Origin of the sequence: Caulifigura coniformis (assembly GCF_007745175.1) — a bacterium.
GTDB lineage: Bacteria > Planctomycetota > Planctomycetia > Planctomycetales > Planctomycetaceae > Caulifigura > Caulifigura coniformis.
Window position 1 is genome coordinate 2,559,814 of sequence record NZ_CP036271.1, and the last position, 26,623, is coordinate 2,586,436.

22 protein-coding genes are annotated in these 26,623 nt (G+C 62.9%); 15 read left to right on the forward strand and 7 right to left on the reverse strand.

What is annotated here, in order from left to right; translation table 11 throughout:
- The first annotated feature begins 872 nt into the window (after positions 1–872).
- The 5 genes from Pan44_RS10145 (at position 873) to Pan44_RS10165 (ending at position 5,328) form a co-directional block, all read left to right on the forward strand.
- Positions 873–2,180, forward strand: a complete 1,308-nt coding sequence (locus Pan44_RS10145; RefSeq protein ID WP_145029764.1) for a DUF1444 family protein — start codon at positions 873–875, stop codon at positions 2,178–2,180.
- 137 nt (positions 2,181–2,317) lie between these two features.
- Complete coding sequence (locus Pan44_RS10150; RefSeq protein ID WP_231754272.1) at positions 2,318–3,115, forward strand: MBL fold metallo-hydrolase; 798 nt, start codon at positions 2,318–2,320, stop codon at positions 3,113–3,115.
- Positions 3,116–3,373: 258 nt separating this feature from the next.
- Positions 3,374–3,751 (forward strand): hypothetical protein, encoded by a 378-nt coding sequence (locus Pan44_RS10155; protein WP_145029781.1) that lies wholly within the window; start codon positions 3,374–3,376, stop codon positions 3,749–3,751.
- 198 nt (positions 3,752–3,949) lie between these two features.
- Positions 3,950–4,789, forward strand: coding sequence for a DUF1559 domain-containing protein (locus tag Pan44_RS10160; RefSeq protein WP_145029783.1), 840 nt, complete (start codon positions 3,950–3,952; stop codon positions 4,787–4,789).
- Positions 4,790–4,821: 32 nt separating this feature from the next.
- Positions 4,822–5,328 (forward strand): hypothetical protein, encoded by a 507-nt coding sequence (locus tag Pan44_RS10165; RefSeq protein WP_145029785.1) that lies wholly within the window; start codon positions 4,822–4,824, stop codon positions 5,326–5,328.
- 33 nt (positions 5,329–5,361) lie between these two features.
- Here the strand turns inward: Pan44_RS10165 and Pan44_RS10170 are convergent, their stop codons facing one another.
- Positions 5,362–6,225, reverse strand: a complete 864-nt coding sequence (locus Pan44_RS10170; RefSeq protein WP_231754273.1) for a menaquinone biosynthetic enzyme MqnA/MqnD family protein — start codon at positions 6,223–6,225, stop codon at positions 5,362–5,364.
- Positions 6,226–7,026: 801 nt separating this feature from the next.
- Here Pan44_RS10170 and Pan44_RS10175 point away from each other — a divergent pair.
- The 5 genes from Pan44_RS10175 to Pan44_RS10195 all read left to right on the forward strand — a co-directional run bounded on the left by Pan44_RS10175 (position 7,027) and on the right by Pan44_RS10195 (position 15,296).
- On the forward strand, positions 7,027–8,442 hold the full coding sequence (locus Pan44_RS10175) for an IS701 family transposase (RefSeq protein WP_145029789.1): 1,416 nt from the start codon (positions 7,027–7,029) through the stop codon (positions 8,440–8,442).
- A 402-nt stretch (positions 8,443–8,844) separates the two neighbouring features.
- Positions 8,845–10,449, forward strand: coding sequence for a sulfatase family protein (locus Pan44_RS10180; protein WP_145029791.1), 1,605 nt, complete (start codon positions 8,845–8,847; stop codon positions 10,447–10,449).
- Positions 10,450–10,544: 95 nt separating this feature from the next.
- Positions 10,545–12,002 (forward strand): sulfatase, encoded by a 1,458-nt coding sequence (locus Pan44_RS10185; protein WP_145034982.1) that lies wholly within the window; start codon positions 10,545–10,547, stop codon positions 12,000–12,002.
- A gap of 64 nt (positions 12,003–12,066) precedes the next feature.
- The gene (locus tag Pan44_RS10190) at positions 12,067–13,593 is read left to right on the forward strand and encodes a sulfatase (RefSeq protein WP_145029793.1); all 1,527 of its coding nucleotides are present in this window, start codon (positions 12,067–12,069) and stop codon (positions 13,591–13,593) included.
- Between the two features lie 47 nt (positions 13,594–13,640).
- Positions 13,641–15,296 carry an arylsulfatase gene (locus tag Pan44_RS10195; RefSeq protein WP_145029795.1) on the forward strand — a complete coding sequence of 552 codons (1,656 nt, stop codon included), beginning with the start codon at positions 13,641–13,643 and terminating at the stop codon, positions 15,294–15,296.
- Between the two features lie 2 nt (positions 15,297–15,298).
- Here Pan44_RS10195 and Pan44_RS10200 read toward each other — a convergent pair whose 3' ends face one another.
- The 3 genes from Pan44_RS10200 to Pan44_RS10210 all read right to left on the reverse strand — a co-directional run bounded on the left by Pan44_RS10200 (position 15,299) and on the right by Pan44_RS10210 (position 17,900).
- The gene (locus Pan44_RS10200; protein WP_145029797.1) at positions 15,299–16,042 is read right to left on the reverse strand and encodes an MIP/aquaporin family protein; all 744 of its coding nucleotides are present in this window, start codon (positions 16,040–16,042) and stop codon (positions 15,299–15,301) included.
- Positions 16,043–16,315: 273 nt separating this feature from the next.
- Positions 16,316–16,762, reverse strand: a complete 447-nt coding sequence (locus Pan44_RS10205) for a carboxypeptidase regulatory-like domain-containing protein (RefSeq protein WP_145029799.1) — start codon at positions 16,760–16,762, stop codon at positions 16,316–16,318.
- A 118-nt stretch (positions 16,763–16,880) separates the two neighbouring features.
- Positions 16,881–17,900 carry a DUF1559 domain-containing protein gene (locus Pan44_RS10210; RefSeq protein ID WP_145029801.1) on the reverse strand — a complete coding sequence of 340 codons (1,020 nt, stop codon included), beginning with the start codon at positions 17,898–17,900 and terminating at the stop codon, positions 16,881–16,883.
- Between the two features lie 456 nt (positions 17,901–18,356).
- Here Pan44_RS10210 and Pan44_RS10215 point away from each other — a divergent pair, with 456 nt between their 5' ends.
- From Pan44_RS10215 to Pan44_RS10225, 3 genes are all read left to right on the forward strand, one after another.
- On the forward strand, positions 18,357–19,766 hold the full coding sequence (locus Pan44_RS10215) for an alpha/beta hydrolase-fold protein (protein ID WP_197453996.1): 1,410 nt from the start codon (positions 18,357–18,359) through the stop codon (positions 19,764–19,766).
- Positions 19,767–20,109: 343 nt separating this feature from the next.
- A complete protein-coding gene (locus Pan44_RS10220; protein WP_231754275.1) occupies positions 20,110–20,847 on the forward strand; it encodes a hypothetical protein in 738 nt (245 codons plus the stop codon).
- Between the two features lie 125 nt (positions 20,848–20,972).
- A complete protein-coding gene (locus tag Pan44_RS10225) occupies positions 20,973–22,043 on the forward strand; it encodes a threonine aldolase family protein (protein WP_231754276.1) in 1,071 nt (356 codons plus the stop codon).
- 23 nt (positions 22,044–22,066) lie between these two features.
- Here the strand turns inward: Pan44_RS10225 and larB are convergent, their stop codons facing one another.
- On the reverse strand, positions 22,067–22,783 hold the full coding sequence (gene larB, locus Pan44_RS10230; protein WP_145029805.1) for a nickel pincer cofactor biosynthesis protein LarB: 717 nt from the start codon (positions 22,781–22,783) through the stop codon (positions 22,067–22,069).
- A gap of 230 nt (positions 22,784–23,013) precedes the next feature.
- On the opposite strand from larB, the gene Pan44_RS10235 reads away from it, so the two are divergent.
- Entirely contained in the window at positions 23,014–24,006 is a 993-nt protein-coding gene (locus tag Pan44_RS10235; protein WP_145029808.1) for a C-terminal binding protein, read from the forward strand.
- Positions 24,007–24,041: 35 nt separating this feature from the next.
- Positions 24,042–24,821: an MBL fold metallo-hydrolase gene (locus Pan44_RS10240; RefSeq protein ID WP_145029810.1), complete on the forward strand. Its 780-nt coding sequence runs from the start codon at positions 24,042–24,044 to the stop codon at positions 24,819–24,821.
- A 57-nt stretch (positions 24,822–24,878) separates the two neighbouring features.
- On the opposite strand, the gene Pan44_RS10245 is transcribed toward Pan44_RS10240, so the two are convergent.
- Both Pan44_RS10245 and Pan44_RS27350 read right to left on the reverse strand, forming a co-directional pair.
- A complete protein-coding gene (locus tag Pan44_RS10245) occupies positions 24,879–26,123 on the reverse strand; it encodes a cytochrome-c peroxidase (RefSeq protein WP_145029812.1) in 1,245 nt (414 codons plus the stop codon).
- Positions 26,124–26,232: 109 nt separating this feature from the next.
- Positions 26,233–26,586, reverse strand: a complete 354-nt coding sequence (locus Pan44_RS27350) for a hypothetical protein (protein ID WP_197453997.1) — start codon at positions 26,584–26,586, stop codon at positions 26,233–26,235.
- Positions 26,587–26,623 lie beyond the last annotated feature (37 nt).

Genomic DNA, 26,623 nt, shown 5'->3' on the forward strand with positions numbered 1-26,623 from the left:
TCCCATGAACACAACCACCATCAACCTGTCGTCACACACCCCGGCCCGGCCTGCTCCATGTCTGCATCACGCACGCTCTCCCGATGCCTCCGCTGAACTTCGGCGGGAAATAGGGCGAGGAGTACAGTGCCACCCACACAACGCGCCCTCCTCGCTCCCTCGGCGTCAAAGACCTCCGCAGTTTTCCCAGTCCCCGCCCGAGCCTGAGAGTTGCGCGCAAGGCTGGTCACTTTTTTCAAGATGGGCCAGTTCGTCGTTGCCGCAAAATGACTTGCAGTGAAAACAGACGACCTATTGTGAAAAAGTGACTTGCCCTGCTCACGGCAGGGCGGTCGCGGAACGGGAGAGGGGCGCAGCCGCTCCATTCGTTGCCCGGGGCGGACTCCTGGCCGGCATGCGCCAGACGTTGGAGGAGCAAGAGGTGCGCTTTGACGGGTGGGACATTCTTCTGGCCCTCTTTCCCACTTCGGGACCATCGAGGGACGGTGAGAGCGCGGCCGGATTGATGGTTCCCGGGCGCTGATGTGCCGGGTTTCGCTCTCCGTTGGACTCGTGGTGATCGTTTGCATGGCCCCTCCACCTTTATCGTGGGGGGCGCGGTGAAACGTCGGCGAAGCGTCTGCGGGTCGGGGCCTCGCGAAGTGTGGGAGTTTTGAGCAAGACAGACGTTGTCGCTGTTCTCGAGGGCCGTCAGTGGGGTGACGCCGACCTTCCAGGGATCGGGCCAGTGCTTCAGGGGATTGCCCTTTTTCGGGAAACGCTGGCGGCTTTCATTTGTCCCGGCGTCCTGGCCGCATACCATCGTTGCTGGAAAACAGTCCTCGAGCGGTCCGCCGCGCCGCACGCGGCATCGCCATTCAGGGAAGCGCACGTTGCCGGCCAATCATCCCGAACACTGGGAACTTCTGCAGGGGCCGGCCAACTGGTTTCAGCTCTGGCACCCGCCGGCGTGGAAGGTCTCGGAACGCAGCGGCGCGATGACGCTGGCGCTTCCCGGGGACGCCTTCGTGGCCATTCATTCTTTCGCGGGAGCGACGGCGGACGCGAGCGTTCGCACGCCGCATCTCGACAACATCGTCAAGCTCTTTCCGCGGGCCCGCGCGGTCCGGCATCTGAAAACGGATTCACTCGAATATCTCGTCGACTGCGTCGAGGGCGAGGCCGACCTGCGGGTGGCTCCGCAATGGTGGCAGAAACTCCTGACGCGAACCGACTGGCGTCGCTGGACGATGTGGGAATTCCGGCGTGGCTCGGTGACGGTCGTCGTGACGTTCGTCCACGGGCCGGAATTCGATCCGGAACTGGCGACGATGGTGCGGATGGTGCTGGCGACTCTCGAACTTCCGGAAATCGCGGCGGATGCGCCGTCGGTTTTCGCCCAACGTGTGCTGGATCTTGCGCGGCGGAAGTTTCCCCTGCTGGAATCGACGTTGCAGGATGATTTTCAGGTTCGGATCGGCGAATCGAGCATCAACCTGTTCAATGTCTACAGGTCGTATCTGCGGGCGCCGAACCGCTTCGAAGAACTGATCCTCCCAGCGCTGGCGACTGTCGTGCAGGTGCAGGAATGGGGGGATGAACAGGCCGAGCCCCCGTTCGACGCCGTGTCCGAGCGCATCATGCCGATGCTTTACTCTGAGGAGGCCTGGAAGACGCGTTTCGCCGGCATCGTGGGAACTCCGTGGATCGCCGGGCTGGCGATCCTGTACGTGATCGACGAGTCGCAGGCTTACTGGTACATCCGTCAGCAACTGCTCGAGAAATGGGAACTGACCGTCGAGCAGGTGCATGAACGGGCGATCGCCAACCTGGCCCGATACTTCGAAGACCAGCCGATGGAAATGGCGGTGGCGGGCTCGGAGCAGGAAGGGCCTTCGATGCTCATGCCGGGCAAGGCGGATTCCTACAATTCCGCTCGGCTGCTGAGCGAGACGTTCACCAGCCGGCTGCGGGAAGTGATCGGCGGGAACTTTGCGGTGGGGATGCCCGGCCGGGACTTTTTCGTCGTCGTTAACCTGAAGCATCCGCGGATGCTCGATCATGTGCGACGAAAAGTTCGTGAGGATTATGCACAGATGGACCATCCGCTGACCGACCGGATGCTGTTGGTCAGCGTCGACGGAGTCAGCGAACTGGTGGGCGACTCGACGCCGGCGAGCGAGAGCGACGAAGAGACGTGAAGACGGTCACGCCGAAACGTATCTTTCCGGGAACCGCTGCGATACTTTGCGGTCCACCTGATTTCCCGCACTGAGAACTTCTTCCGGTGGGCTGTCAAAGCGGACAATGTGCTGCTTTGAGCCCACGTTCCGACCTCATGTCCGATCGTTCGACCGTCGCTGAGATGACTCTCCTGGGCACCGGCACCAGCATGGGCGTCCCGATGATCGGCTGCGACTGCGACGTGTGCCTGTCCGACAATCCCCGGAACCACCGGACGCGGACGGGCGTGTATGTGAAGGCTCCGGAAGGGGCCTTCCTGATCGATGCTTCTCCTGAGCTCCGCCTGCAGCTCACCAGGGAGCGGATCATGTCGGTCGATGCGGTGCTGTTCACCCACGCCCATGCCGACCACATTCTTGGCCTCGATGATCTGCGGGTCTTCGGCTACAAGCGCAAGGGGCCGGTCCCGCTGTACTGCGAGCCGAACGTCGAAGCGACGCTGCGACAGGCGTTCTCCTATGCCTTCATCGACCCTGCGGTGCGGGATACGTGGCACTCGTATCCGAACCTGGAATTCCGCTCGATCGGATTCCATCCCTTCGAGCTCCTCGGTCTCACGGTCCAGCCGTTGCGGTTGATGCACGGCCGGTTGCCCGTGCTCGGCTACCGGATCGGTGATGTCGCTTTCTGCACCGACGTGAGCCATATTCCTCCGGAATCGATGGCCCTCCTGGAGGGTCTGGATGTGCTGGTGCTGGACGCACTCTGGAAGGAGCCGCATCCAACGCACTTCAACGTCGCGCAGGCCCTGGACGTCATTCGGACACTCAAGCCGCGCGAGGCGTTCCTGACGCATGTCTCGCATCGGCTGGAGTACGACAAGACGAATCGTGAGCTGCCGGAGAACGTGAAGCTCGCGTACGACGGACTGCGAATCCCCATCCGTCAGTGAATCTCCTGCGGATTGCCGTGGAATTCCCTACCGCGCGACGGAGGTCAGTTCTGCACGGAGTATTTGTCGACGCTTTGAGATCTGCGCGAAGTTGAGGCTTCATCCCAGATTTGCGTCATGGCGTGCATTGATCCTCGGATCGTGTCGGGAGGCGGCTTATCTTCTCGAGGTCGCCCTCTTGCTGGGTCCATGGGCGGCCAGCCGTGTAAGAGGCCTTGCACGCGCTGATGACATCTGACCGCTGCAGGAGATTCTGCGATGAGGGGTATTTCTCGGCTTGGGGGCATCGGCTTGTGTATTGCCCTGGTGGCTGGAACGGCGTTCGCGGCGAAGACGAAGGACAGCTTCGAGTTCTTCTTCCCGGGCGTCGATGAGGAGGGCAACCTTGACGACGGGCTGGGCGCCGACGGCATTGTCACGGTGACCTACAACAGCCGCACGGATCGGCTGCGGGTTGTGGGCCGGGCTGTGGTCGACAACGAGTCGAATCGCCGTCAGATCTTCAACGACACGGGCGTTCTGGACTTCTTCGGCGTGGATGGCGATGTCGTTCGCGACCGCTATGTGGTCGCAAAGCGAGGCCGCGCGACCTACCGCGGACTCGTGAAGAACGTCGATGAGTTCGACGTGGAGTAATGCCGTCAGTCAGGGAGTCGCGCCGCGATCGAGGCCGTCTCACACGGGCTTGAGCGCGGTGTCGATGATCTGTCGCACATGCGGGCTTCAATGAGGCGGCCCGGCTTTCTCGAGATCGCCGGGCCGCTTTGAATCAACACATCGGGGTCACGTCCCGATTTCAGTCACCAGGCGATATTCCGGGGAGGTCGAGTTCCTGTGTCGGCCAAAGCGGGCTCCCTTCGGGGCTTTACCCTCATCGAACTGCTCGTGGTGATTTCGATCATCGGGATCCTGATTGCGCTCCTGCTGCCCGCGGTACAACAGGCGCGGGAAGCGGCCCGCCGCTCGGAGTGTCAGAATCGCCTGAAACAGCTGGCACTCTCGCTTCACAACTACCACGACATCCATCGCTGCCTGCCTTCGGGGAGCATCGTTCGCGGTCCCTCGATGACACCGCTCTCGGGGTGGGGATGGGGGGCGATGATTCTTCCAGCGCTGGAGCAGGGCGCCCTCTACGCGAAATGCGACTTTTCGACGAACAACTCTGTCGGCCCGAATCGCGATGCGATCCGCCTGGGCCTTGCGGTGATGAGGTGTGCGTCCGATACGGCTCCCGATACGGTCGATGTCGAGCTTCCGGGCCATCCGTCCGCACCGGCCGCGACCGGAAACTACGTCGGCTGTGAAGGGTTTCTGTCGGGTCTCTCGAGCGTGAGATTCGGGACAGCGACCGATGGGCTTTCGATGACGCTTTTGCTGGGGGAGCGGAATTTCAGTCCTTCGGTGAACGGTACTCTCCCCTTCACCTCATCATGGTGCGGGATCGTGACGGAATCCGACGGATATGTTTTCACATCGAGGCCGCATATCGCTGTGAATGGCGAGAAACCGATCAACCGATCGGCGACGTCGCCGGTCAACTTCAGCAGCCGGCATGCCGGCGGCGCGTACTTCGCGCGGGGCGATGGCTCGGTGGGGTTCATTTCGGACAGCATCGATGCGGCCGTGTTCACTGCTCTGGGAACACCCAGCGGCGGTGAAGCCGTCTCTCACTGACCCATCTCGACGTCACAGCCAGGCTGCGAATCATGTGTCGAGTCCAGTTCAGCGTTCGAGCCTTTCTGGCCATCTGCATTCTTGTTCCCGCGCTGGCGGGGTGTGGAAAGCCGAAAGTCGATTCCCGCGCCGAGTTCGACCACGACGTGGAAACGGTCTGGAGCAGGAACTGGAACCTGGTCGATGCCGAAAAGTTTCTCGGTTCGGGAGGCCTGTTCGTCGACTCGGGTGAGCCTGAGGCTCAGGCCCTGGACCGTCCGCATATCCTGCCGCTGCTCAAACTGCTCAGAGAGAAGCATGGCCTGAAATGGCAGGCGGCGGTTCACAAGAAGAAGACCGGGTTTGCCGTCGCGCTCGTGGCCCGGATTCCGGCGGGGAGTGAAGTCGAGACAATCACCAGGACGCTGGATCAGGAGCAGGGCGCTTTTCCGGGCGAGATCCTGTGGAAGTTCGGACATCGGTGGATGTCGATTGACTTCCTCGACCAGGAATACCTGGAGTGGGAACGCGAAGCCGAACGCAAGTCGCAAGCGACCTGACGGTCGTTCTGGGCCCGCCGGACGTCCTTGAGATCAGGCATTCACGGTGGCCGGACGTCGACTCGCGCGGCGCTCGACGGAGCGTTCGCAGAAGCGGACGGTTCGATTGGCCGGCGCCAGGCCAAGTTTCGAAGCGAGTGAGTGATAGAGCTTCAATCCCTGGCGTTCGGCGGATCCCATTGTGAAATGCAGGTGGCGTCGCAGGTAGGTGTCGACAACGGCCAGCGGAAGCCCCATCAGAGCCGATTCCCGCTCGGCAATCCGGGGGATGGACGCGACACCGAGGTCTCGAGCGGCTGCGAGCGCCATGTCGACCTTTCCGAGGTCGCTCCCCTGGCGGCCGACCCACAGGGCAAAAACGAACGGAAGTCCGGTCCAGCGGAGCCACTCTTCGCCCAGATCCCATTCCTCGACGAACGGGATTTCCGGCGGCAGCATGGCGCGGTCGCCGATCATCAGGACGGCGTCTGCGGAGGTGTCTTCGATGCGGGATTCGAGCGTGAATTTTTCGATGCGCGGTTCGACGCCGAATCGCTCGGCCAGCATGACGCGGGCCAGTGCGGCGCTGGTGCGGGAGCCTTCATCGAGGGCGAGGGATTTCACATCGCCGGGGGCCTTCCGGAAATAGAGCTTCACGCTCAAGACCGGGCCGCAAGCCGCGACACAGGCATCGGAAATGATCTCGTAGTCGGGATCGGTCAGCGCTTCGATGGACGGAACGAGTGCGACGTCGAGCGTTCCGCGCGCGAGCCCGTCCGCCAGCCGGCTGGGGAAATCGAGCGTGAGTCGCGCCTCGGGGACTGACTCCGCAAGCCCTTCAATCAACGGCTTGGAGTTCAGATAGCTGACTGCGCCAACACGGACACGTTGGTCCCGGCGATCTGTCGAACTCCGCATGCGATCAATCATGGCGCCGCCGGCGACTTTCATTCCACCGGCCTGTGGCTTTCCGACCTGCTCCGAAATCTGAGCGAAGCAAGGCTCAACACGTTCGCCTCACTGCGAACCGCTCGAATTCACGGACGAGGTGTGAAAAGTATAAAAGCAACGAGCCGACAACGCCAAGAGGGACGTCGCCGACCTGTCTCAATGACTGGAACCGCGAAAGCCCGGCGGGCGACAACCCGGATTTGGCGAGACGCCTGAAGAAACTCGGAGAGCCTGGTCGGGAGACGGTTCCCGCCCCGAACCGTCCGGCTGATTCCTTCCCCTGGGGGCCGTCGATGCAGGGCGAGTCACTTTTTCACCATTCAGTCGTCTTTCGTCACCGCAAGTCATTTTGCGGCAACGGCGCAACCCAACGATGAATTGGCCCATCTTGAAACCGTGACCAGCCGTGCGCGGACCTCGCAGGCTCGGGCGGGGATTGGGAAAGCTGCGGAGGTGTTTGACGCCGAGGGGGCGAGGAGGGCGCGTTGTGTGGGTGGTACTGTACTCCTCGCCCTATTTCCCGCCGAAGTTCAGCGGAGGGATCGGGAGAGCGTGGGTGGTGCGGACATGGAGCAGGCCAGGCCGGGGTGTGTGACGACAGGTTGATGGTGGTTGTGTTCATAGGTTCTCCATCATGACGGGGGCGGTTGCGCGGGGGGGGCCCGGTACTCGGTACTCGGTACCTCGACTGTCTCACGAAGGTACGGTATCGGAACGCAGTTGCTAGTTTGACTTTCCGTGGAGTTGGACTCCCAGGAGGGCAGTGCGATGGAACGGCGATTCCTCGAACGGAAGCGTGAGATCCTGGCCCAGTGCGAAGTCCCGGCAGGCTACCTGGCCGATGCGCTTCAGCGGCTGCAGGAGTTTGTGGCCCCCTTCGCCAGGTTATTGAACACCACAGAGCAACATCAGCAACTGGCGGACTACGTCGCCGGTCTCTGTTCTTCAGTCGAACGCAAGACCAGCGAGACCATCGCGTACTTCCACCAGCAGGGACGCCAGCCGCTGCAACGATTCATCGGCTGGCACAAGTGGGACCATCGCCCGCTGCTGGAGGAACTGGCTCGCCAGGTCGGCCGGGAACTCGCCGCAGCAGACGCCGTGCTCGTTCTTGATCCGTCGGCCTTCTCGAAGAAGGGGGAACGCTCGGTCGGCGTCCAACGCCAGTGGAACGGGCGCGTCGGCAAAGTCGACAACTGCCAGGTCGGCGTCTACCTCGGCTATGTCTCTCGTCAGGAGCAGGCCCTGGTCGACGTGCGGCTGTATCTGCCCAGGAGCTGGACGGGCAACCGATCCCGTCGCCGGGAGTGTCATATCCCCGAAGAAGTGGTCTTCCTGACCAAGCTGGAACAGGCCCTGGAAATGATCATTGCTCATCGCCAGCAGCTGCCGCACGCCTGGGTCGCGGGTGACGACGAATTCGGTCGATCGACCGGATTTCGCAGGGAATTACGGGCTCTGAACGAGCGGTATCTCCTCGCCGTTCCGTCCGACACGCTGGTGCGGGATCTGGATCAAGTCCCTCCGGCATGGCGGGGATTTGGAAAACATCCCAAGGCGGACTTCCAGCGGGTCGACGCCTGGTGTGCGCATCGTCCGCTCGAGTCTTGGACGCCTGTCGACGTGCGTGACGGAGACAAAGGGCCGCTGCTGGTCCACGTCTGTCAGGCGCGGGTGCTGGCGATCACTGAGCGGGGGCATGACGAACGTGAAGAGCTGCTGGTCGTCACCCGGCGAATCGATGAACGGGGCGGAGTGATCGACGACTACTGGTTGTCGAATGCTCCCTTCGACACACCGGCCGCCGAGTTGGCCCGGGTGGCAAAGGCTCGCACCTGGATTGAAGAGTGCTTCCAACGCGCGAAAGGAGAAGCCGGCCTGGCCGACTACGAGACTCGCAGCTGGCAGGGCTGGCATCACCACCAGACCCTGTCACTGCTTGCGAGCTGGTACTTGCTTCAGGAACAGAGGCGGTGGGGGAAAAAAGACGCCGGCACTGACGCTGCCGCAGGTGCGAATCGTCGTTGCCTCTCTGTTGTGGGAGTCGACAGGGGAACGGACGATCGAGCGTTTCGCGAGAGAGACCGAGTGCCGACTGAAACGCAACGAGCTCGCCCGGTTCTACCACTGGAAACGCCGCAACCGCCTCCCACCCTTACGCATTCATCAACGCAGGTAACGTGAGACAGTCGAGGTACTCGGTACTCGGTACTCGGTACTCGGTACTCGGTACTCGGTACTCGGTACTCGGTACTCGGTACTCGGTACTCGGTACTCGGTACTCGGTACTCGGTACTCGGGAGTCGGGAGTCGGGAGTCGGGAGTCGGGAGTCGGGAGTGCTTTGGCGGGTTGGGATTGGGGCAGGGGGAGTCACTTTTTCACAGTCGGTCGCTTCTCGTTACCGCAAGTCATTTTGCGGCAACGACGCACGCCAACGACGAATTGGCCCATCTTGAAAAAGTGACCAGCCCTGTCCGTCGATGCTGTTCGGGAGACGAAGGAGTGCGATCGGGTTACGATCACTGGTTCTGATCCCGGTGTTCGAGGCCACGGGGTCATGTTGCACTGACTTCTGGAGAACCGCGATGAACCGAGTTGCGCTCCTGTTTCTTGTGACCGCCGGCCTGGCGGGCGAGGCTCTCGCAGCCGCGGAGCAGGCGTCGGCTTCATCGAAGCCGAACATCCTGTTCATTTTTACGGATGATCTCGCCTACCAGGCGATCAGCACGTACGGCGACGAGAGGAATCTGCTGGAGACGCCGGGGATCGACCGGATCGCGAAAGAGGGAATGCGGTTCGACCGCTGCCTCGTGACGAACTCCATCTGCGGGCCGAGCCGGGCGACGATCCTCACCGGCAAGTACTCGCACATGAACGGATTTTACAACAATTCGAACAGCCGCTTCGATGGAAGCCAGACGACGTTCCCGAAGCTGCTGCAGAAGGGCGGTTACTCGACGGCGATTGTCGGCAAGTGGCACCTGATGACCGACCCGACCGGCTTCGACTACTGGCACATCCTTCCGGGGCAGGGCGTCTACTACAACCCGCCGATGATCGACAACGGCGAGCGTGTGAAGCACCAGGGCTACACGACCGACATCATCACCGACCTGTCGATTGACTGGCTGAAGAAACGCGACAAATCGAAGCCGTTCCTGATGATGACCCAGCACAAGGCGCCGCACCGTGAGTGGTCGCCGCCGCTGCGCCTGCTGGGCTGGGACAAGGACCGGAAGTATCCGGAACCGCCGACGCTCTTCGATGACTACGAAGGGCGAAGCAAGGCGGTCAGCGATCACGACATGGGAATTGATCGCACGTTCACCGATCTCGATGCGAAGCTCGTCGTGCCCGGAAGCCTGAATGAAGAGCAGAAGGCGGAATGGAACAAGTATTACGAGCCGAGGAATGAGGAGTTCCGCAAGCAGAACCTCAGCGGGAGGGATCTCGTCCGCTGGCGCTACAACCGCTACATGCACGACTACCTCGGCTGCGTGAAAGCGGTCGACGAAAATGTGGCCCGCCTGCTCGACTTCCTGGACAAGGAAGGGCTCGCGGAGAACACGATCGTGGTTTTCTCATCCGACCAGGGGTTCTACCTCGGCGAGCATGGGTGGTTTGACAAGCGCTGGATCTTTGAAGAGTCGTTGAAAACGCCGCTGCTCGTGCGCTGGCCGGGCCTGACGAAACCGGGCAGTTCGACGAAGGAGATCGTGTCGCTGATCGATTTTGCGGAGACGTTCCTCGACGCTGCGGGAATCGAGTCGCCTGCCGAGATGCAGGGGCGCAGCCTGAAAGCGCTGTGCGCCGGCCAGACGCCGGCCGACTGGCGCAAGAGCCTGTATTACCACTACTACGAATACCCGGTCCCTCATCGGGTGCGGCCGCACTACGGCGTGATCACCGATCGCTACAAACTCATCCACTACTACAAGCCGGACGTGAACGACTGGGAACTGCTCGATCGGGAGAAGGACCCGCTGGAAGTGAAGAACTTCTACAACGACCCGGCTTACGCGGAGACTGTCAAGAAGCTGCATGCGGAAGTGGAGCGATTGAAAGTGGAGGTGAAGGAAACCGAGGCTCCCCCGCGTCAGGCGTACGGGAACCGTCCCTTCGAAGGAGAGCCGGTGAAGCCCGGGCAGCCGAATGCCCGGCCGAATGCAAACCGGCGTAAAGCTTCCTGAACGAGATGGCCGGCGCCGGTTGGGCCGGCGCTCTCTGTGGACGTCGCCTGGCGTTTTCGAGGAGGACGCGAGTGAAGCGGATTCTTGTGACGTGGATGGTCGTGCTTACGGCCTGGGTCAACGTGGCGGCGGCGGCCGGGAAACCGAACGTCGTGTTCATCGCGATTGATGACCAGAATGACTGGGTCGGCGCCCTGGGCGGGCATCCGCTGGCGAAGACGCCCCACCTCGACAGGCTGGCGGCGCGAGGGACGGTCTTCCTCAACGCCCATTGCCAGGCGCCGCTGTGCAACCCGTCGCGGACGAGCCTGCTCCTCAGCCTGCGGCCGACGACCACGGGCATCTACGGCCTGGCGCCGTGGTTCCGCACGCTGCCCGAGTGGAAAGATCGGGTTGCGCTGCCGCAGCACTTCAAGGCCCACGGCTACCGGACGTTGACGGCCGGGAAGATCTATCACGGAGGGGCGGGCGGTCCGAAGCAGCGCGAGCAGGAGTTCGACGTCTGGGGAACTCCCGGCGGCGTGGGAGTGAAGCCGGAGAAGAAGTTGATCCCGCCGGCACCGATGGGAAATCACCCGCTGATGGACTGGGGCGTCTTCCCGCACCAGGACGAAGACAAAGGGGACTATCACGTCGCGAGTTTCGCTGTCGAGCAGATCCAGGCGGCCAGGAAGGATGAGCCCTTCTTTCTCGCGGCAGGGTTTTTCCTCCCGCATGTCCCCTGCTACGTCACCCAGAAGTGGTACGACCTGTTTCCGGATGACGACAGCGTGCTGCCGGTCATCAGGGAGGACGACCGGGACGACACGCCTCGATTCTCCTGGTACCTGCACTGGAACCTGCCCGAGCCCCGGTTGAAGTGGGTTCGAGAGGCGAACCAGTGGCGCAACCTGGTTCGCAGTTACCTGGCCAGCACGAGTTTCGTGGACGCCCAGATCGGACGGATCATGAAGGCGCTCGACGAAAAGGGCCTGACCGAAAACACCATCGTCGTCGTCTGGGGCGACCACGGCTGGCATCTCGGAGAGAAAGGGATCACGGGCAAGAACACGTTGTGGGATGACGGGACACGTGTGCCGTTGATTTTCGCGGGTCCGGGCATCGCGACCGGCGAACGCTGCGAGCAGCCGGCCGAACTGCTCGACATCTATCCGACCCTCAGCGATCTCTGCGGGCTCACTCCTCGAAATGATCTCGAGGGGATCAGCCTGCTGCCGCAACTGAAGGATGCTGAAGCTCCGCGGGAGCGGCCGGCCATCACCAGCCATAACCAGGGAAATCACGGCATTCGCAGCACCCGCTGGAGGTACATCCGGTACGCGGACGGCACGGAGGAACTGTACGATCATCAATCCGATCCGAACGAGTGGACCAACCTGGCCGGGCGCGCGGAGTATGCATCGGTCGTCGCCGAGCATCGCCAGTGGCTGCCGAAGATCGATCTTCCGCCGGCGCCGCGAAGCGCCAGCCGCGTGTTGACGTATGACAGGTCGACGGATGAAGCCATCTGGGAGGGGAAGACGGTGCGGCGGAGCGATCCGATCCCACAGTGAAACAGTTGGAATTGAGCCAGTCCGCCTGCGCCCCGTCGCGGCGTCATCTCTGTCAGAGCTCGGAATGCAATTCTCCGTTCGCTGCGTCTGGTTGCTCGCCGTTGCGGCCTTCTACGGTGGCGCAGTCCAAGTTCGTGCCGCGGAGAAACCGAATGTTCTCCTGATCCTCGTCGACGACCTGAAGCCGACGCTGGGTTGTTATGGCGAGGAGCAGGCGAAAACGCCGAATCTCGATCGACTGGCCGCGCGGGGGATGCGTTTCGAACTGGCGTACTGCAACCAGGCGGTGTGCGCGCCGTCACGGTTCAACCTGATGCTCGGGTCGCATTCCACGTCGACGGGCCTGTACGGCCTGGGAACCAGGCTGCGTGAGCACGTTCCCGATGCGGTCACGCTGCCGCAGCACTTCGCGACGCATGGATACCGGACGGAGTCGCTGGGAAAAGTGTTTCATATCGGGCACGGCAATGAGGGTGATCCGCAGTCGTTCAGCGTTCCGCACTTTCATGACAAGGTCATCGAATACGCGGACCCTGCGAGCACGGAAGGGGGAAAGCTGACGCGCGAGGAGGCGTACTTCACAAATCAAAAATTGGGACAGATCCGGTCGCTGCCCCGCGGGGCGGCGTTCGAGAGCCCCGATGTCCCGGATGCGACGTATGCCGACGGACGCGTGGCCGAGGAAACGATCAAGCGGCTGCAGGCGGCGAAAGCGCGTCGCGATCGCGAGGGGACGCCATTCTTCATCGCCTCGGGATACGCCCGGCCGCACCTGCCATTTTCGGCTCCGAAGAAGTACTGGGACCTGTATGACCCGGCGAAGCTGCCGCAACCGAAGACTGACGGGCCTCCCGTCAATGCGCCGCGGATCGCGAATAAGACGAACTCCGAACTGGCCAATTATTTCCCCGTGCCACCCAGCGGCATTGTCGATGAAACGCTCGCGCGGCAACTCATTCACGGCTACTTTGCCGGCGTGAGCTATGTCGACGCCCAGATCGGCAAGGTGCTCGATGCGGTCGATCGACTGGATCTTGCCGACGACACGATTGTCGTCCTGTGGGGCGATCATGGCTGGCATCTGGGCGATCACGGGTTGTGGACGAAGCACACCAACTACGAGCAGGCGAACCGCATTCCACTGATCATCGCGGGACCGGGGGTGAACGCGGGGGCGTCGACGAGACAACTCGCGGAGACGGTCGACCTCTATCCCACGCTGGCCGAACTGGCCGGGCTGCCCGGCCCAGCCGGTCCGCAGGCGATCGATGGGCGAAGCCTCGTTCCCGTGCTCCGCGATCCGGCCACGCGGGTGCGCGACCACGCGTATCACATGTTCCCGCGCAAGGTGCTCGGCCGGGCGATTCGCACGGAACGCTACCGGCTGGTGGAGTGGAGGAAGGTGGGGGGAGAGCCCTCCGATGCCGAGATTGAACTGTACGACTACGAAACCGATCCGCAGGAGTTGCGGAATCATGCGAACGACAGGCCTGAAGTTGTCGTGCAGCTGCGTCAAATGCTCGCAGCCTATCCTGCTCCGCTGCCGCAGGGCGGGAAACCCGGCCGAAGGTCAGACGAGAAGCAGAAGTGACCCGGACTGTCAGAATGATTTTTGCGCCAACGAAAGCAGAGCCCGTGATGCCTCGTTCCCTTCTGGCCGTGATCTGCCTGTTGCTCTTCGCCCCGCTGGCCTCGGCGCAGAGCGATCAGAAGCAGCCCGCACGCCCGAACGTCGTGTTCATCCTCGCGGACGATCTCGGGTACTCCGACATCGGCTGCTATGGCGGAGAGATCGACACTCCAAATCTCGACGGACTTGCGGCGAACGGGATCCGGTTTACGCAGTTCTACAACACGGCCCGTTGCTGGCCGACGCGCGGGGCGCTGCTGAGCGGTTACTACGCGCAACAGATTCATCGCGACGCACTTCCGGAAGTGCCCGGCGGAGGGAACGGTGTGCGGCAGGAATGGGCCCGGTTACTGCCGGAGCTGCTCGCGCCGGCCGGTTACCGCAGCTATCACAGCGGGAAATGGCATGTCGACGGCCCGGTGCTGAAGAGCGGATTCGTGCGGTCGCTCGACATGCGCAACCAGGGAAACTTCTTCTCATCGGCCGGCAATTCGATTGATGACGTGCCGGTTCCGAAATCGGACGATGCCGGTTACTACGCCACCATCGCGACGGCCGATCACGCGATTGACTGCCTCAAGGAACATTCGTCGAAGCACGCGGGGACGCCGTTCTTCCACTACCTGGCGTTCATCGCTCCCCACTTTCCGCTGCACGCCCTGCCGGAGGACATCGCAAAGTATCGCGACCGCTACCTTGCGGGCTGGGAGGCGATGCGTGAAGCGAGATACGCGAAACAGCGATCGCTGGAACTGGTCCACACGCCCCTCTCGAAGCTCGAACAAGACGTCGGCCCCCCGTACCACTTCCCCGAGGCGCTGGAAAAACTCGGCCCCGGCGAGGTGAACCGCCCCTTGCCATGGGACAGCCTGACCGACGAGCAGCGGCGGTTCCAGGCAACAAAGATGGCGATCCACGCCGCGATGGTCGACCGCATGGATCATGAGATCGGACGCGTGATCGCGCAGCTCAAGGCGATGGGCGCGTTCGAGAATACGTTGATCTTTTTCGCGTCCGACAATGGGGCAAGCGCTGAGATCATGGTGCGGAACGGCGGGCATGATCCGACGGCTTCGCCCGGCAGCGCCGCGACGTATCTGTGCCTGGGGCCGGGCTTCTCCAGCGCCTGCAACACACCGCATCGGCGGCACAAGACATGGGTTCACGAGGGAGGAATCAGCACGCCGCTGATCGCTCACTGGCCGGCCGGCATCCAATCTAAAGGGGAGCTGCGCGCAACTCCCGGGCATGTGGTGGACATCGTTCCGACCGTTCTGGAACTCGCCGGCGTCGCGCCGACCAGGGAATGGAAGGGAGAAGCTCTCCCACCGGCCCCGGGGAAGAGTCTTGTTCCGGCATTTGCCGCAGATGTGACGGTGAAACGGGACAGCCTGTGGTGGCTGCATGAAGGGAACCGGGCGGTTCGGGTCGGTGACTGGAAACTTGTCGCCGCGAAGGGCGATGCGTGGGCGCTCTACGATCTCAAGACCGACCGGGCCGAGCAGAACGATCTTTCAAAGGCGATGCCCGACAAGGTGCGTGAACTCGAACAGGTCTGGCAGAAGCAGACCGACGAGTTCACGGAGCTTGCGAAGCAGACGCTCGACCAGCAACCGAAAGCCGGCGCGCGGCCACGGGCCGCGGCGCGGCGGAACAGGAATTGATTTCAGCTGGCGGCGGGTACGGCCGTCACCAGCTTGGCCGCGACGGCCCCGAGGATGCCGCCGATGATCGGGCCGGCGACCGGGATCCAGGCATAGCTCCAGTCGGAATGGCCCTTGCCGGAGATGGGGAGGACGGCATGTGCGAGGCGCGGGCCGAGGTCGCGGGCGGGGTTGATGGCGTAACCCGTGGGGCCGCCGAGCGAGAGGCCGATTGCCCAGACCAGCGCGCCCACAAGAGGAGGCTGGATGGCCAGATCGAAGCCTGTGCCCTTGGTGAGGTTCAGGGGTGAAAGGATGAATGCCAGGCCGAAGACGAGGACGAACGTCCCGATGGCTTCGGTGATCAGGTTGGCGGCCGGGTTGCGGATGGCAGGACCGGTGCAGAAGACGGCCAGCTTCGCGCCCTGATCGGGGGTTTCCGACCAGTGCGGAAGGTAGGTGAGCCAGACGAGAACCGCGCCGAGGAAGGCGCCGATCATCTGGGCGGCGATGTACGGGCCGACGTTTTCCCAGGGAAACGCCCCGGTGACCGCGGCCGCGACTGTGACGGCCGGGTTGAGGTGGGCTCCGCTGACGGCATTGGACAGGTAGACGCCGACGGTGACGGCGAGGGCCCAGCCGGTGGTGATGACGATCCAGCCCGAGTTGTTCCCCTTGGTGCGTCCGAGGACGACATTGGCGACGACTCCGTCGCCGAGCAGCACGAGAAACGCGGTCCCGATCAGTTCCGCGACGAAAGGAGTCATGAGCGCGATTCTCCCTGCCAATGTTGCAAAGTCCAAGTCGCGTTGAGCGTATCGACCGGTCCGCGTCAGCAGAAGCATGCGGAAGAGTGTCACCGGACGCCGCCCAGGGCCGGCCGCATGTAAAAGAGAGAGCCGTTCCCGACTAAGCGTCTTGAGGCGGCCACCGTCGCAGGGGGAGAGAAACCGCGAGGACTCGCCACCCGGGTGGGAGCGCCGGTTTGCGATCGCCTGCTCACGCATGTCAGCGTGAGCAGGGCACATGGCGAGCCGTCGCTATTTCAGATCGATCTTCAGGTCCGTCAGGCCACCTTCGGGGATGTCGACCGTCACGCCCGACTTCTCGGGATTCGAGAATTGCGGGGGAACCTTGATCTTTGATCTTGGAAGCTGCCGGGGGTCTTCGATTCCCATCGGGTTCCCACCGTCGGCGGATTCCGGCGGGGCATAGGAGACAGCAATTTTGTACTTGCCGATGGGGGCGCCGTCGTTGGGCGAATTGGTTCCGAGCTGAAAGCGTCCCTGTGCATCGGTGAGGCCCGAGACGGTTCGGTCGCCGCCGACGGGAATGAACGAAATCCGGAACGACTCGAGCGGGTCTCCCTTGTACGTCAGGATGCCCGCCACGGGGACCGTCGACAGGACCTCACTCTGCGGCCCCGACGAAGGGGTGCACCCTGCAAGACAGGCAGAGGCCAACAGCAGAATTCCTTTGGCGTTCATCACGTTCCTCAGCTTTCCAGTCACGACAGGCAATGTTTCAATGAGCCCGATGGTGTGGGCCAAAAAAAGAACAGCCACACCGCGAGTTGTGCACTCACGGTGTGGCTGTTGGACGAACTTAGAATTCGCCGGTGACTTCCCCGCCCGCCTTGCTGCCGATGGCGCCCCAGGTGCCGCCGTCGATGTTGTCGCTGGCGAAGCGAACCGACCCGTCCGCCAGGACGAAGTGGGCGCCGCCGACGTGCATGCTGCGCGATGCCAGGTGTCCACGATCGACCCCGGTGCCGCGGATGCAGTCCCTGAACTTGGAGTTCGGAGTCAGCGTGTGCGAATAGAAGGTGGCGATCACGCCGCCGCGGTGATACTGCTTGCCTCGATAAGTCCAGGCAACGAGATTCGCGTCGTTGCAGGCCGGGTTGTAGAGCTTGTCGCCGTTATTCGAATCGAAGATTCCGAAAGCGAGTTCGCGGGCGACCCGGTAGTCATCAGGCCCGCCGGCTGCGACGGCGATTTTGTTGCCGCTGGTGGTCGCGATGCCGAGGAGAATCTCGGCGAACATGGCGGTATTGCTCATGCCGTCCCGGACGTCGCGGAACCGAACGCTGGAGTTCCGGCCGAACAGGCCATCGACCGTCGCGTAGTTGGCGTTATTGCCGAGGCTCTGGACGTAGCTGGTGGTGCCGCAGCCAGGGCCGACGTCGCACGGGCTGGCGGTCATCCGGCTGGACATCGATTCGCTCGGACACTGATAGGGGACGATCTGCTGCGTCCTCGCCGTGGCGTTGGTGCCCGTGGCGCCGTTGATATCCTGATTGAAGTCAAACAGCGTGTACTGGTTGCCCCCTTCGAGGTACGGAAGCATGAAGATGTGCGGCGAGGCATTGTTGCTCTTGCCGCCCGATGCCGCGGCCACGACGATCGAACCCATCGGCAGACAGGTGAAGGTCGACTCGTAGTTGTGCAGAGCCAGGCCGATCTGCTTCAGGTTGTTCTTGCACTGAGTCCGGCGGGCCGCCTCACGGGCCTGCTGCACGGCGGGCAGCAGGAGAGCGATCAGGATCGCGATGATCGCGATCACGACCAGAAGTTCGATCAGGGTGAACGCAAGACGTCTGCGCCCACGAGGGTGAGGGGCCATTTGAATCTCCGGAAGAAAGAAAATCTGGATACAACCGCCGGGCACTGAACTGCGCCGCGACCTTCGCCGTGGGCCCGGTAAGGGAGCGCAATTTCCGCCGTTTAAGCAATTGCTAACGATTATGCGGGCATTGCCGACGGATGTCAATTGTTTTATGCGCAACGCTCTAAGAGACTTGCGCTGACAATCAAGGCGAGAAACGCGAACGGCGGCTTGCGCGCTCGATGTTCAAGACCGTTGCAACAGGCACTTCTGAACTCTTATTCCCAATCAGCAAAGATGATGTTTCAGCTTCATGAAAAAATCCGGTTGCCGCTCGACTTTCCTCTTCTGATCGCTGCAGCCGTTATATCTGTTGCCACCGCTTCGTCCCCAACCACGGTCGAGGGCCAGACGCAGTTCTCGGTGCGGTTCACGCGTGAGGTTCACCCTCGGCCATTCTCGGGACGGGTTTACGTGTATTTCTCGCGCAGCGAGGAGCCACGGCGAGGCCCGAACTGGTTCCGTCCCGAGCCGATGCTGGCGATGGACGTCGAGAACCTGCCCCCGGGGCAATCAGTGGAACTGCGGGCGCCGGAGTCAAAGGACCGGCCGGGCGACGTCCAGCGGCCGGCGACACTGGTCTTTCCAAAGGGGCTGGACGCCCGGTCGCTGGCCGGTCTGAAGGCGCAGGCGGTCATCCGGTTCAACCCGCTGGATCGCGAGGTCGGGACCGGAACCGGGAATGGATTCAGCGCCGCGGCCGTCGTGCCCGGAGGAGAGGGGCCGATGGAACTGGTCGTCGACCGGACTGTGGGAGCGGCTGCGATTGCAGACACCGGGTGGACGAAGGTGTTCAAAGTCCCTTCCCGGCTGCTGACGGAGTTTCACGGAAGGCCTGTGGAACTCGTGGCGGCGGTTCAGCTCCCGCCAAGTTACGGGACGAGTCCCGAGCGTCGCTATCCGGTGATCTTTGAAGTGCCGGGTTTCGGCGGCGCGTTGCGGCACGGAATGAAGGGGACGCCGTACTCCCCGGCGACCGGGAACGGGGTGGAGTTCATCCATGTCTTTCTGGATCCGAACTGCCCGCTGGGGCATCACGTGTTTGCCGACTCGGAAAACAACGGTCCGGTGGGGCGGGCGCTGGTGGAGGAATTCCTGCCGGCACTCGATCTGAAGTTTCGGACGATCGCGTCGCCAGCGGCCCGGTTCCTGACGGGGCATTCGTCGGGCGGCTGGAGTTCGCTGTGGCTGCAGGTGACCTATCCCGACGTCTTCAACGGGACATGGAGCACGGCTCCGGATCCGGTCGATTTCCGCGACTTCCAGCGAATCGACCTCTCGCGCGTCGGCGAGAACATGTATGTCGACCCGGCCGGCGCCCGTCGGCCGCTGGCGCGTGTCGGCGGAAAGCCCATCCTGTGGTATGACGACTTCGCCCGCATGGAGGACGTGCTGGGGCCAGGAGGCCAGCTGCACAGCTTCGAGGCGGTGTTCAGCCCGCGGGGGAGCGACGGCAGGCCGCGGTTGATCTGGGAGCGGGAGACGGGAGCGGTTGATGCCGCGGTGGCGGAAACGTGGAAGCGGTATGACATCCGCCTGATCCTGGAGGAGAACTGGGCGACCCTCGGGCCGAAGCTGGCGGGGAAGCTGCACGTTTTCATGGGGGATCAGGACACCTTCTACCTGGAGGGGGCGACGAAGCTGCTGAAGGGATCGCTCGAGAAGCTCGGCAGCGATGCGGTCGTCGAGATTCACCCGGGGGCGGACCACTCGACGCTGATGACCGAGCAGCTGAAGGCGAGAATTCCCCGTGAGATGAGCGAGCGGTTCCTGCGGATGATGCCGCAGGACGGGGCGGGGAACCCGATCGGCGCGGGTCGCTGATCGAGGCATGGGAGGCCGGGAGAGGGGGCACGCAGACGGGTGAAGGGGAGGAGGACTCGGTACTCGGACGACTTTGAGTGTTCTCGAGGGAGTCGTCTCCGGGCGGTCCGCTTTTCATGTGCCCGCCCTGGAATGAGGATCGGGGGCCAGCTGCTCCTCCAGAGGGAGGACGGGCCAGGGCCGCGTCGTCGCGAGGCGGCTGGGTACGATTCAGAGGTCCTCTTTTCAGTTCCGCTGATCCGTGGGGGAATGTCTTGCGTTTTCCCGTCTGGACAGGGGATAACTCCCCCGATTGCCTGTGGAACCCTGCAGGCCCGGAATATTCGTCGAAGAAGGACTCTCGATGTCGACTGGTGCACCTGCGGCCGCCGTACCTCCTCGCTCCCCGTCGAACGCCCACGAGGATCGCGTCATTCTGGTGCCGCTGCCGAAGATCGTGTTTCTGTGGCCGACGCTGGTCGTCGCGATCCTGGCCGGCATCTACATGAGCTTCAAACACGAGCCGGGCGCCGAAGGGCCGGTGATTGCGGCGGTCGCCTTCCTGTCGATGCTGGCGCTGAACCTGATCGTGCTGTCGTTCGATTTTCCGAGGACAACATCGCTGACGGTGTTCTTCATCATCGTCGCTGTGTTCCTGGGGGGAGCGTTGATGGTCGTTTACTACCCGACCGTTCTGCCGTGGCTCAGCACGCAGCTGCTGAAGATCCGGCCCGTCGCCAATGCGACGTTCTATTTTGTCTTCTCGACGATGATGGCGTTGATCTACCTGGGAGTCGCGATCACCGTGCGATTTGACTACTGGGAAGTACGGGGCAACGAGCTGCTGCACCACCACGGTTTCCTGAGCGACCTCGAGCGGTTTCCTGCTCCGGCGCTGAAAATCGACAAGGAAATCAAGGACGTGTTTGAATACATCCTGCTGGGATCAGGGCGGCTGATCCTGCATCCGAGCAACGAGCCGCGGGCCATCGTGCTGGAAAACATCGCGTGGATCACACGTAAGGAGAAGGCGATCACCAACCTGCTCGGGACGCTCCAGGTGCGATTCCGCAAGCAGGGGCCGGCGGACGACGGAACCTGAAGACCAGCCTGATCGAGCCGCCCACGAGGCGGCTCGATTGCTTTCCTGCGCCCGCTGGGGAATGAGTGAAGGCCGTCCCCGGGCGTCGGAATTCTCCTTCCTGAGCTTTTCAGCAGATCCCTCTCGTGCACATCGAACTTCGCTCCGACACGTTCACGAAGCCGACTCCGGCGATGCGCGAGGTGATCGCGGGGGCGGAGGTCGGCGACGACATGGTGGGCGAAGACCCGACGGTCAACGCCCTGGAAGCGCGGATGGCCGAGCTGCTGGGGAAAGAGGCGGCCGTCTTCAACTGCTCGGGAACGCAGTCGAACCAGATGGCGGTGTGGACGCACTGCCGGTCGGGCGACGAACTGTTGATCGAGGCGACCGGACACATTGCCAACTACGAGGCAGGCGGTCCAGCGGCCCTGTCGGGCGTCAGCGTTCGCCGGATCGCGGGGGATTTCGGCCGGCTCGATATCGAACACCTGGAGGGGCAGCTCCGCCGGCCCGACCTCCATTTCCCCCCGACCCGGCTGCTGTGCCTCGAGAATTCGACCAATCTCGGCGGCGGCCGGACCTATCCGCTCGCGCAGCTCCAGCGCGTGGGAGACTGGGCCCGCTCGAACGGCCTGAAACTGCATCTCGATGGCGCCCGACTGTTCAATGCCGCGATGGCCCGGGGCGACTCACCGAAGCAACTTGCGGAGCCATTCGACACGGTTTCCGTCTGCTTCTCTAAGGGACTGGGCTGCCCGATGGGGTCGATCCTGATCGGCTCGAGCGAGGACATGGCCCGGGCGCGGCGCGCCCGCAAGCTCTTCGGCGGGGCGCTCCGGCAGGCGGGAATTCCGGCCGCGGCCTGTCTCTACGCGATCGAGCACCACATCCGCCGGCTGGCTGACGACCATGCCAATGCGAAACTGTTCGCCACGGAGATCTCGTCCATTCCCGGAATCCGGGTCGATGTGGCGGCGGTCGAAACGAATCTGGTGTTCTTCGAGGTCGACCCCACACGGGGGACGGCCGTTGAACTGGCGGAGGCCCTCCGTCAGCGGGGCGTCCTGCTTTACCCGGCCGGAGGTGTCGACCGGTTGAGGGCATGCACCCATCTGGACGTCGACCGCGAAGGAGTGCTGACCGCGGCAGCAGCCCTTCGTGCCTGCCTGGCAGCGGGGTTCAAGGGAATTGCCAACGCCCGGGGCGGGTATTGAGCAGCCCGGGCAGGCGTGTTTGCTCAGGATTCTTGAGGTCCAGGCGAGGCGGATCTCAGCATCAGCGCGGCCAGGTACCCGGCTTTGAATCCCGCATCAATATTCACGACGGCGACGTTCGCGGCGCAGCTGTTGAGCATGCCGAGCAGCGCGGTCAAACCGCCGAACGATGTTCCATAACCGACGCTGGTCGGGACGGCGATGACCGGGCAGGACAGCCAGCCGCCGACCACGCTGGGAAGTGCTCCTTCCATGCCGGCGACGACGATGACGACGCGGGCTTCGCTGAGGCGGTCGACCTGTTTCAATAGCCGCTGCGGGCCCGCCACGCCGACGTCGGTGATGAGGGCACATTCGGCGCCGGCCCAGGCGAGCGTTTCCAAAGCCTCCTCTGCGGCAGGGCGATCGCTGCTGCCGGCCGTCACGACGAGGACCGCCGGAGTCTTGTGTCCTTCAAGGCCGTCGCGAAGAGGTGTGACGGCCAGTCTGGAGGACGGGGACGTAAGACGAATCGTGCGGGCGACGGGGTGATGAACTGCGTGCGGAAAAGCTGCAAGGACGGCTTCAGCATGGGGAGCCGAGATGCGCGTGGCGAGACAGGCCTGTCCCGCGGCCTGCTGGGCGCGGAAGACCTCGATGATCTGTTCCGGGGTCTTGCCTTCGCCATAGACGACTTCGGGGTAACCGCAGCGGTCAGCGCGGGCGAGGTCGAGCGTGACGCCGGGGATCGATGAGTTCACGGGGTTCCGGCGAAGAAGACGCCGCCTTCAAAAGTCGCGAGGGATGCTGTTCATGCCATTCTAGCGGTCACCAATCGGATCCGCCGCAGGCCGTAGCAAAGTCCGCAGTTCGGGCAGAGAAGAGATGCGGCCGAATTATGTCGGGGAACGCTTCGGAATCGGGAGTCGGCACGTCATGATTCTCCGTTCCAGGTGTTCTCACAATCCGATTTCACAGGACCCAGGCTGACATGTCGCGCCCGCTTGTCGTTGTCACCGATTTCATTCGTGAGCCGCTCGACCATGAACGGCGGATCCTGGGGGACGTGGCGGACGTCGTGTCGGCCGACGCCATGAATGAAGACGACCTGATCGGCAAGGTGGAGAACGCCGATTGCCTGATGCTGTTTCACTTCATCTCAATCACGCGGAAAACGATCGAGCGATTGAAGAAGTGCAAGTTGATCGTTCGCTGTGGGGTGGGTTTCGATAACGTCGACCGCGTCTTCGCCCGGGAGCGCGGGATCGACGTCGCCAATGTTCCCGACTACGGGACCGAGGACGTCGCTGATTCGGCGATCGGGATGATGCTGACTCTCGTCCGCGGCATTCACTACATGAACAGCCGGACGCAGGCGGAGCAGGGGGAGTGGATCTACACCCAGGTGCAGCCGACTTACCGGCTCCGCGGGCAGACGTTCGGCATCATCGGCTGCGGACGAATCGGGACGGCGACGGCGCTGCGGGCCAAGGCGCTGGGGCTGCGGGTGATCTACTACGATCCGTACGTGCCGGATGGCCGCGACAAGGCTCTGGGGATCATTCGTGTCGAGTCACTGGAAGAGCTGTTTTCGCAATCGGACATCGTGAGCGTCCACTGCCCGCGGACTCCGGAGACTACGCACATCATCAACCGGGCGGCCATCGAACAGATGAAGCCGGGGGCCTATCTGGTCAATACGGCCCGCGGAGGCTGCGTCGACATCAATGCCGTTCTGTGGGGGATCGAAAGCGGGAAACTTCGGGGGGCGGGGATCGACGTGCTCGAAGTGGAGCCCCCGACCGGAGCGGAGCCGCTGATCAAGGCATGGCGCGATCCGAACCATCCGGCCCACCACCGGGTGATCATCAATCCGCACGCGGCGTTCTACAGCGAAGAAGGCTCGATCGACATGCGGGTCAAAGGAAGTGAGAACTGCCGGCGTGTGATTCTCGGGAACGCGCCTAGAAATGTGGTGAACTGAACCCGTTCCACGAAGGCGCCCGTTCCCACGGCACGATGATCCGAATCCATCACATCAATTGCGGGACGCTCCTCGTCCCGGGCTACCCGACCGTCGTCTGCCACTGCCTGCTGCTCGAGCATGCGGGTGGTCTCTTGCTCGTCGACTCCGGGATCGGCCTGGCCGACGTGCGCGATCCTGCCGGCCGACTCGGGCAGCCGCTGATCGATCTCGCGGGATTCCAGTTCCACGAAGCCGACACGGCCGTTCGGCGGATTGAGGCCCTTGGGCTGAATCCCCACGACGTGAAGCAGATCGTGCTCACGCACGCGGATCCCGATCATGCCGGTGGCCTGGCTGATTTTCCTGCGGCCGAGGTCCACATCAGCGAGGAAGAACTTTCGCAGGTGCAGGCGGGGCACTGGAGGTATGTGCCCAGACAGTTCGAGCATGGACCGAAGTGGAGGCCGCAGGGGCGATCCGATCGCCGCTGGTTCGGACTGGAATCGCGGCATTTATGGGGGGACGGGAACGCGGAAGTGCTGCTGATCCCACTTCCCGGACACACATCAGGACATTGCGGAGTGGCGATTGGGCAGGCTGATCGCTGGGTGCTGCATGTGGGTGACGCGTATTACCTGCGGGCGGAACTGGACACTCCCGATCACCCGGTTTCGGCGCTGGCGGCACAGCGGGCCGAGAACGATGAGCAGCGTCGCTCGAGCCTCGACGAACTGCGGCGGCTTGTTCGCGATCATGCCGACGTGATCGACCTTTGCGGCTATCACGACATTACGGAGCTTCCCGATCCGGCTCGGGTCGGATCGGAGCGGTGAGCGCATGAGAAAAGCCCGGGAGCGTGCTCCCGGGCTTTCTGTGCGAACGGCGTCAGGTCACTCCGGCAGGCGACCGCTGTTGACCTTCGGGAACTCGCCCGAGCAGGCCTTCATGAAGGCGACGAGGTCGGCCTTGTCCTGAACCGTCAGGTCGAGCTTCTTGACCTTGTCGCTCAGCCAGGGATTCGGGTGGCCTCCCTTGGCGTACCATTCGACAACTTCTTCCAGCGTCTTCTGACTGCCGTCGTGCATGTAGGGAGCACTGAACTCCACGTTGCGGATGGTCGGAGTCTTGAAGGCGCCTTTGTCCTTCTCGTCCTTGGAGATCTCGTAGCGGCCGAGATCGGGAATCTTCGCGTCCATTCCCACGCCGAGGTTGTGGTACTTCTCATCGGTGAAGTTGGCGCCGGCATGGCAGGCGGTGCAATTGGCCTTGTCGCTGAAGAAGAGGTCCATGCCGCGGCGGGCGCTCTCCGACATCGGATGGGCGTCGGCTTCCGCTTTCACCGACAGATACTTCTGATAGGTCTCGGGCGAGTCTTCCTTGAGTTCGTCGAGGTCTTCCTTCGTCTTGAAGTTGTCTGTGAACGGCTTCAGGGCGGCGGCGTAGTCGTAGGGGGACGGTCCGGTGACGATGGCGCGCTCGAACGAAGCGATGGCCTTCGCGACATTATCGATCGTCATCGACTTCGGACCGAAGACGGTCTCGAACTGCAGCTTGTAACCCTCGATTGCCGACAGGCAGGTCATACAGGCGTCATGGGTGTGCCCCATTTCGATCGGGTTGGCGATCGGGCCGACCGCCTGTTCTTCAAGCGTAGCGGCCCGGCCATCCCAGAACTGAACGCTCGAGAGGATGCGGTTGTAGCTGACTGGCGAATTGCGCCCGCCCATGAGGCCCTTGATGCCGATGCCAAACTGGGTGTTGGCGGCAAATCCGGTGGTGTGGCTGTGGCAGGTGGCGCAGCTGACAGTGCTGTCGACGGACAGGCGGGGATCGAAGTAGAGCTGGCGGCCGAGTTCGATTTTGGCCCGCGTCATCGGGTTTTCCTTGACGCCGGCGATCTGGGAAGCGGCCTGGGCGAGGCCGAAAGGGAGTGAAATCTCGAGCGTGTCGTTGACTCCGGGGGTCGCGAGCCAGGCCTTGATCTGGTCGGGAGTCAGGTCGCCGGCGCCGGGGATGCCCATCGTGAGCGAGGGATCCCCGAGAGTCACCTTCGTGGGGAGGGGCCTGACGGGCTCAGCGGCGAACGCGGCGGAAGCAGAAACGAGAAACACTCCCAGGAGCGTAGCTCGGAGCATGGCGGAAATTCCCTTCAGGCTGGTGAGTCGGGCAGGGGGAGGGAGGCGGGACAAACGCGGAGCACTGACCGGGCGAGCGAAGTGCAGTTCGCCGGATTCAGACGGCAGATCATAAGGGCGAGTCGAGCGTTTTCCATCTTCGGCCGTGGAAGGTGTCGGCCGACACGTGTGCGACCTGCCAGGCGTTGACTTCCAACGAGGATTGGAAGAACAGATTTGTTTTTTCTGGCAAGGGCTCCGGGCAATTGGAACGTCGTTGCGGGTAATCCCGCGCGTCGAACTCGAATGGCGGCGATTTTCTGGCGATGCGGATTTCCAACAGTAAGCAATTTGGCCAATTCGCCAAATGGCTCGTTGACGTTCGAAGAGAGCGCCCCATAAGTTTCCACGTTGCACGTGAATTTTCGAGGAATTCACGGCCTCCGCCCGGAGCGTCTCCCGGCGCCGTAGCGAGGTTGTCCATTGGTCACTGACTACTGAACGTTTCGTACTGTATTTTG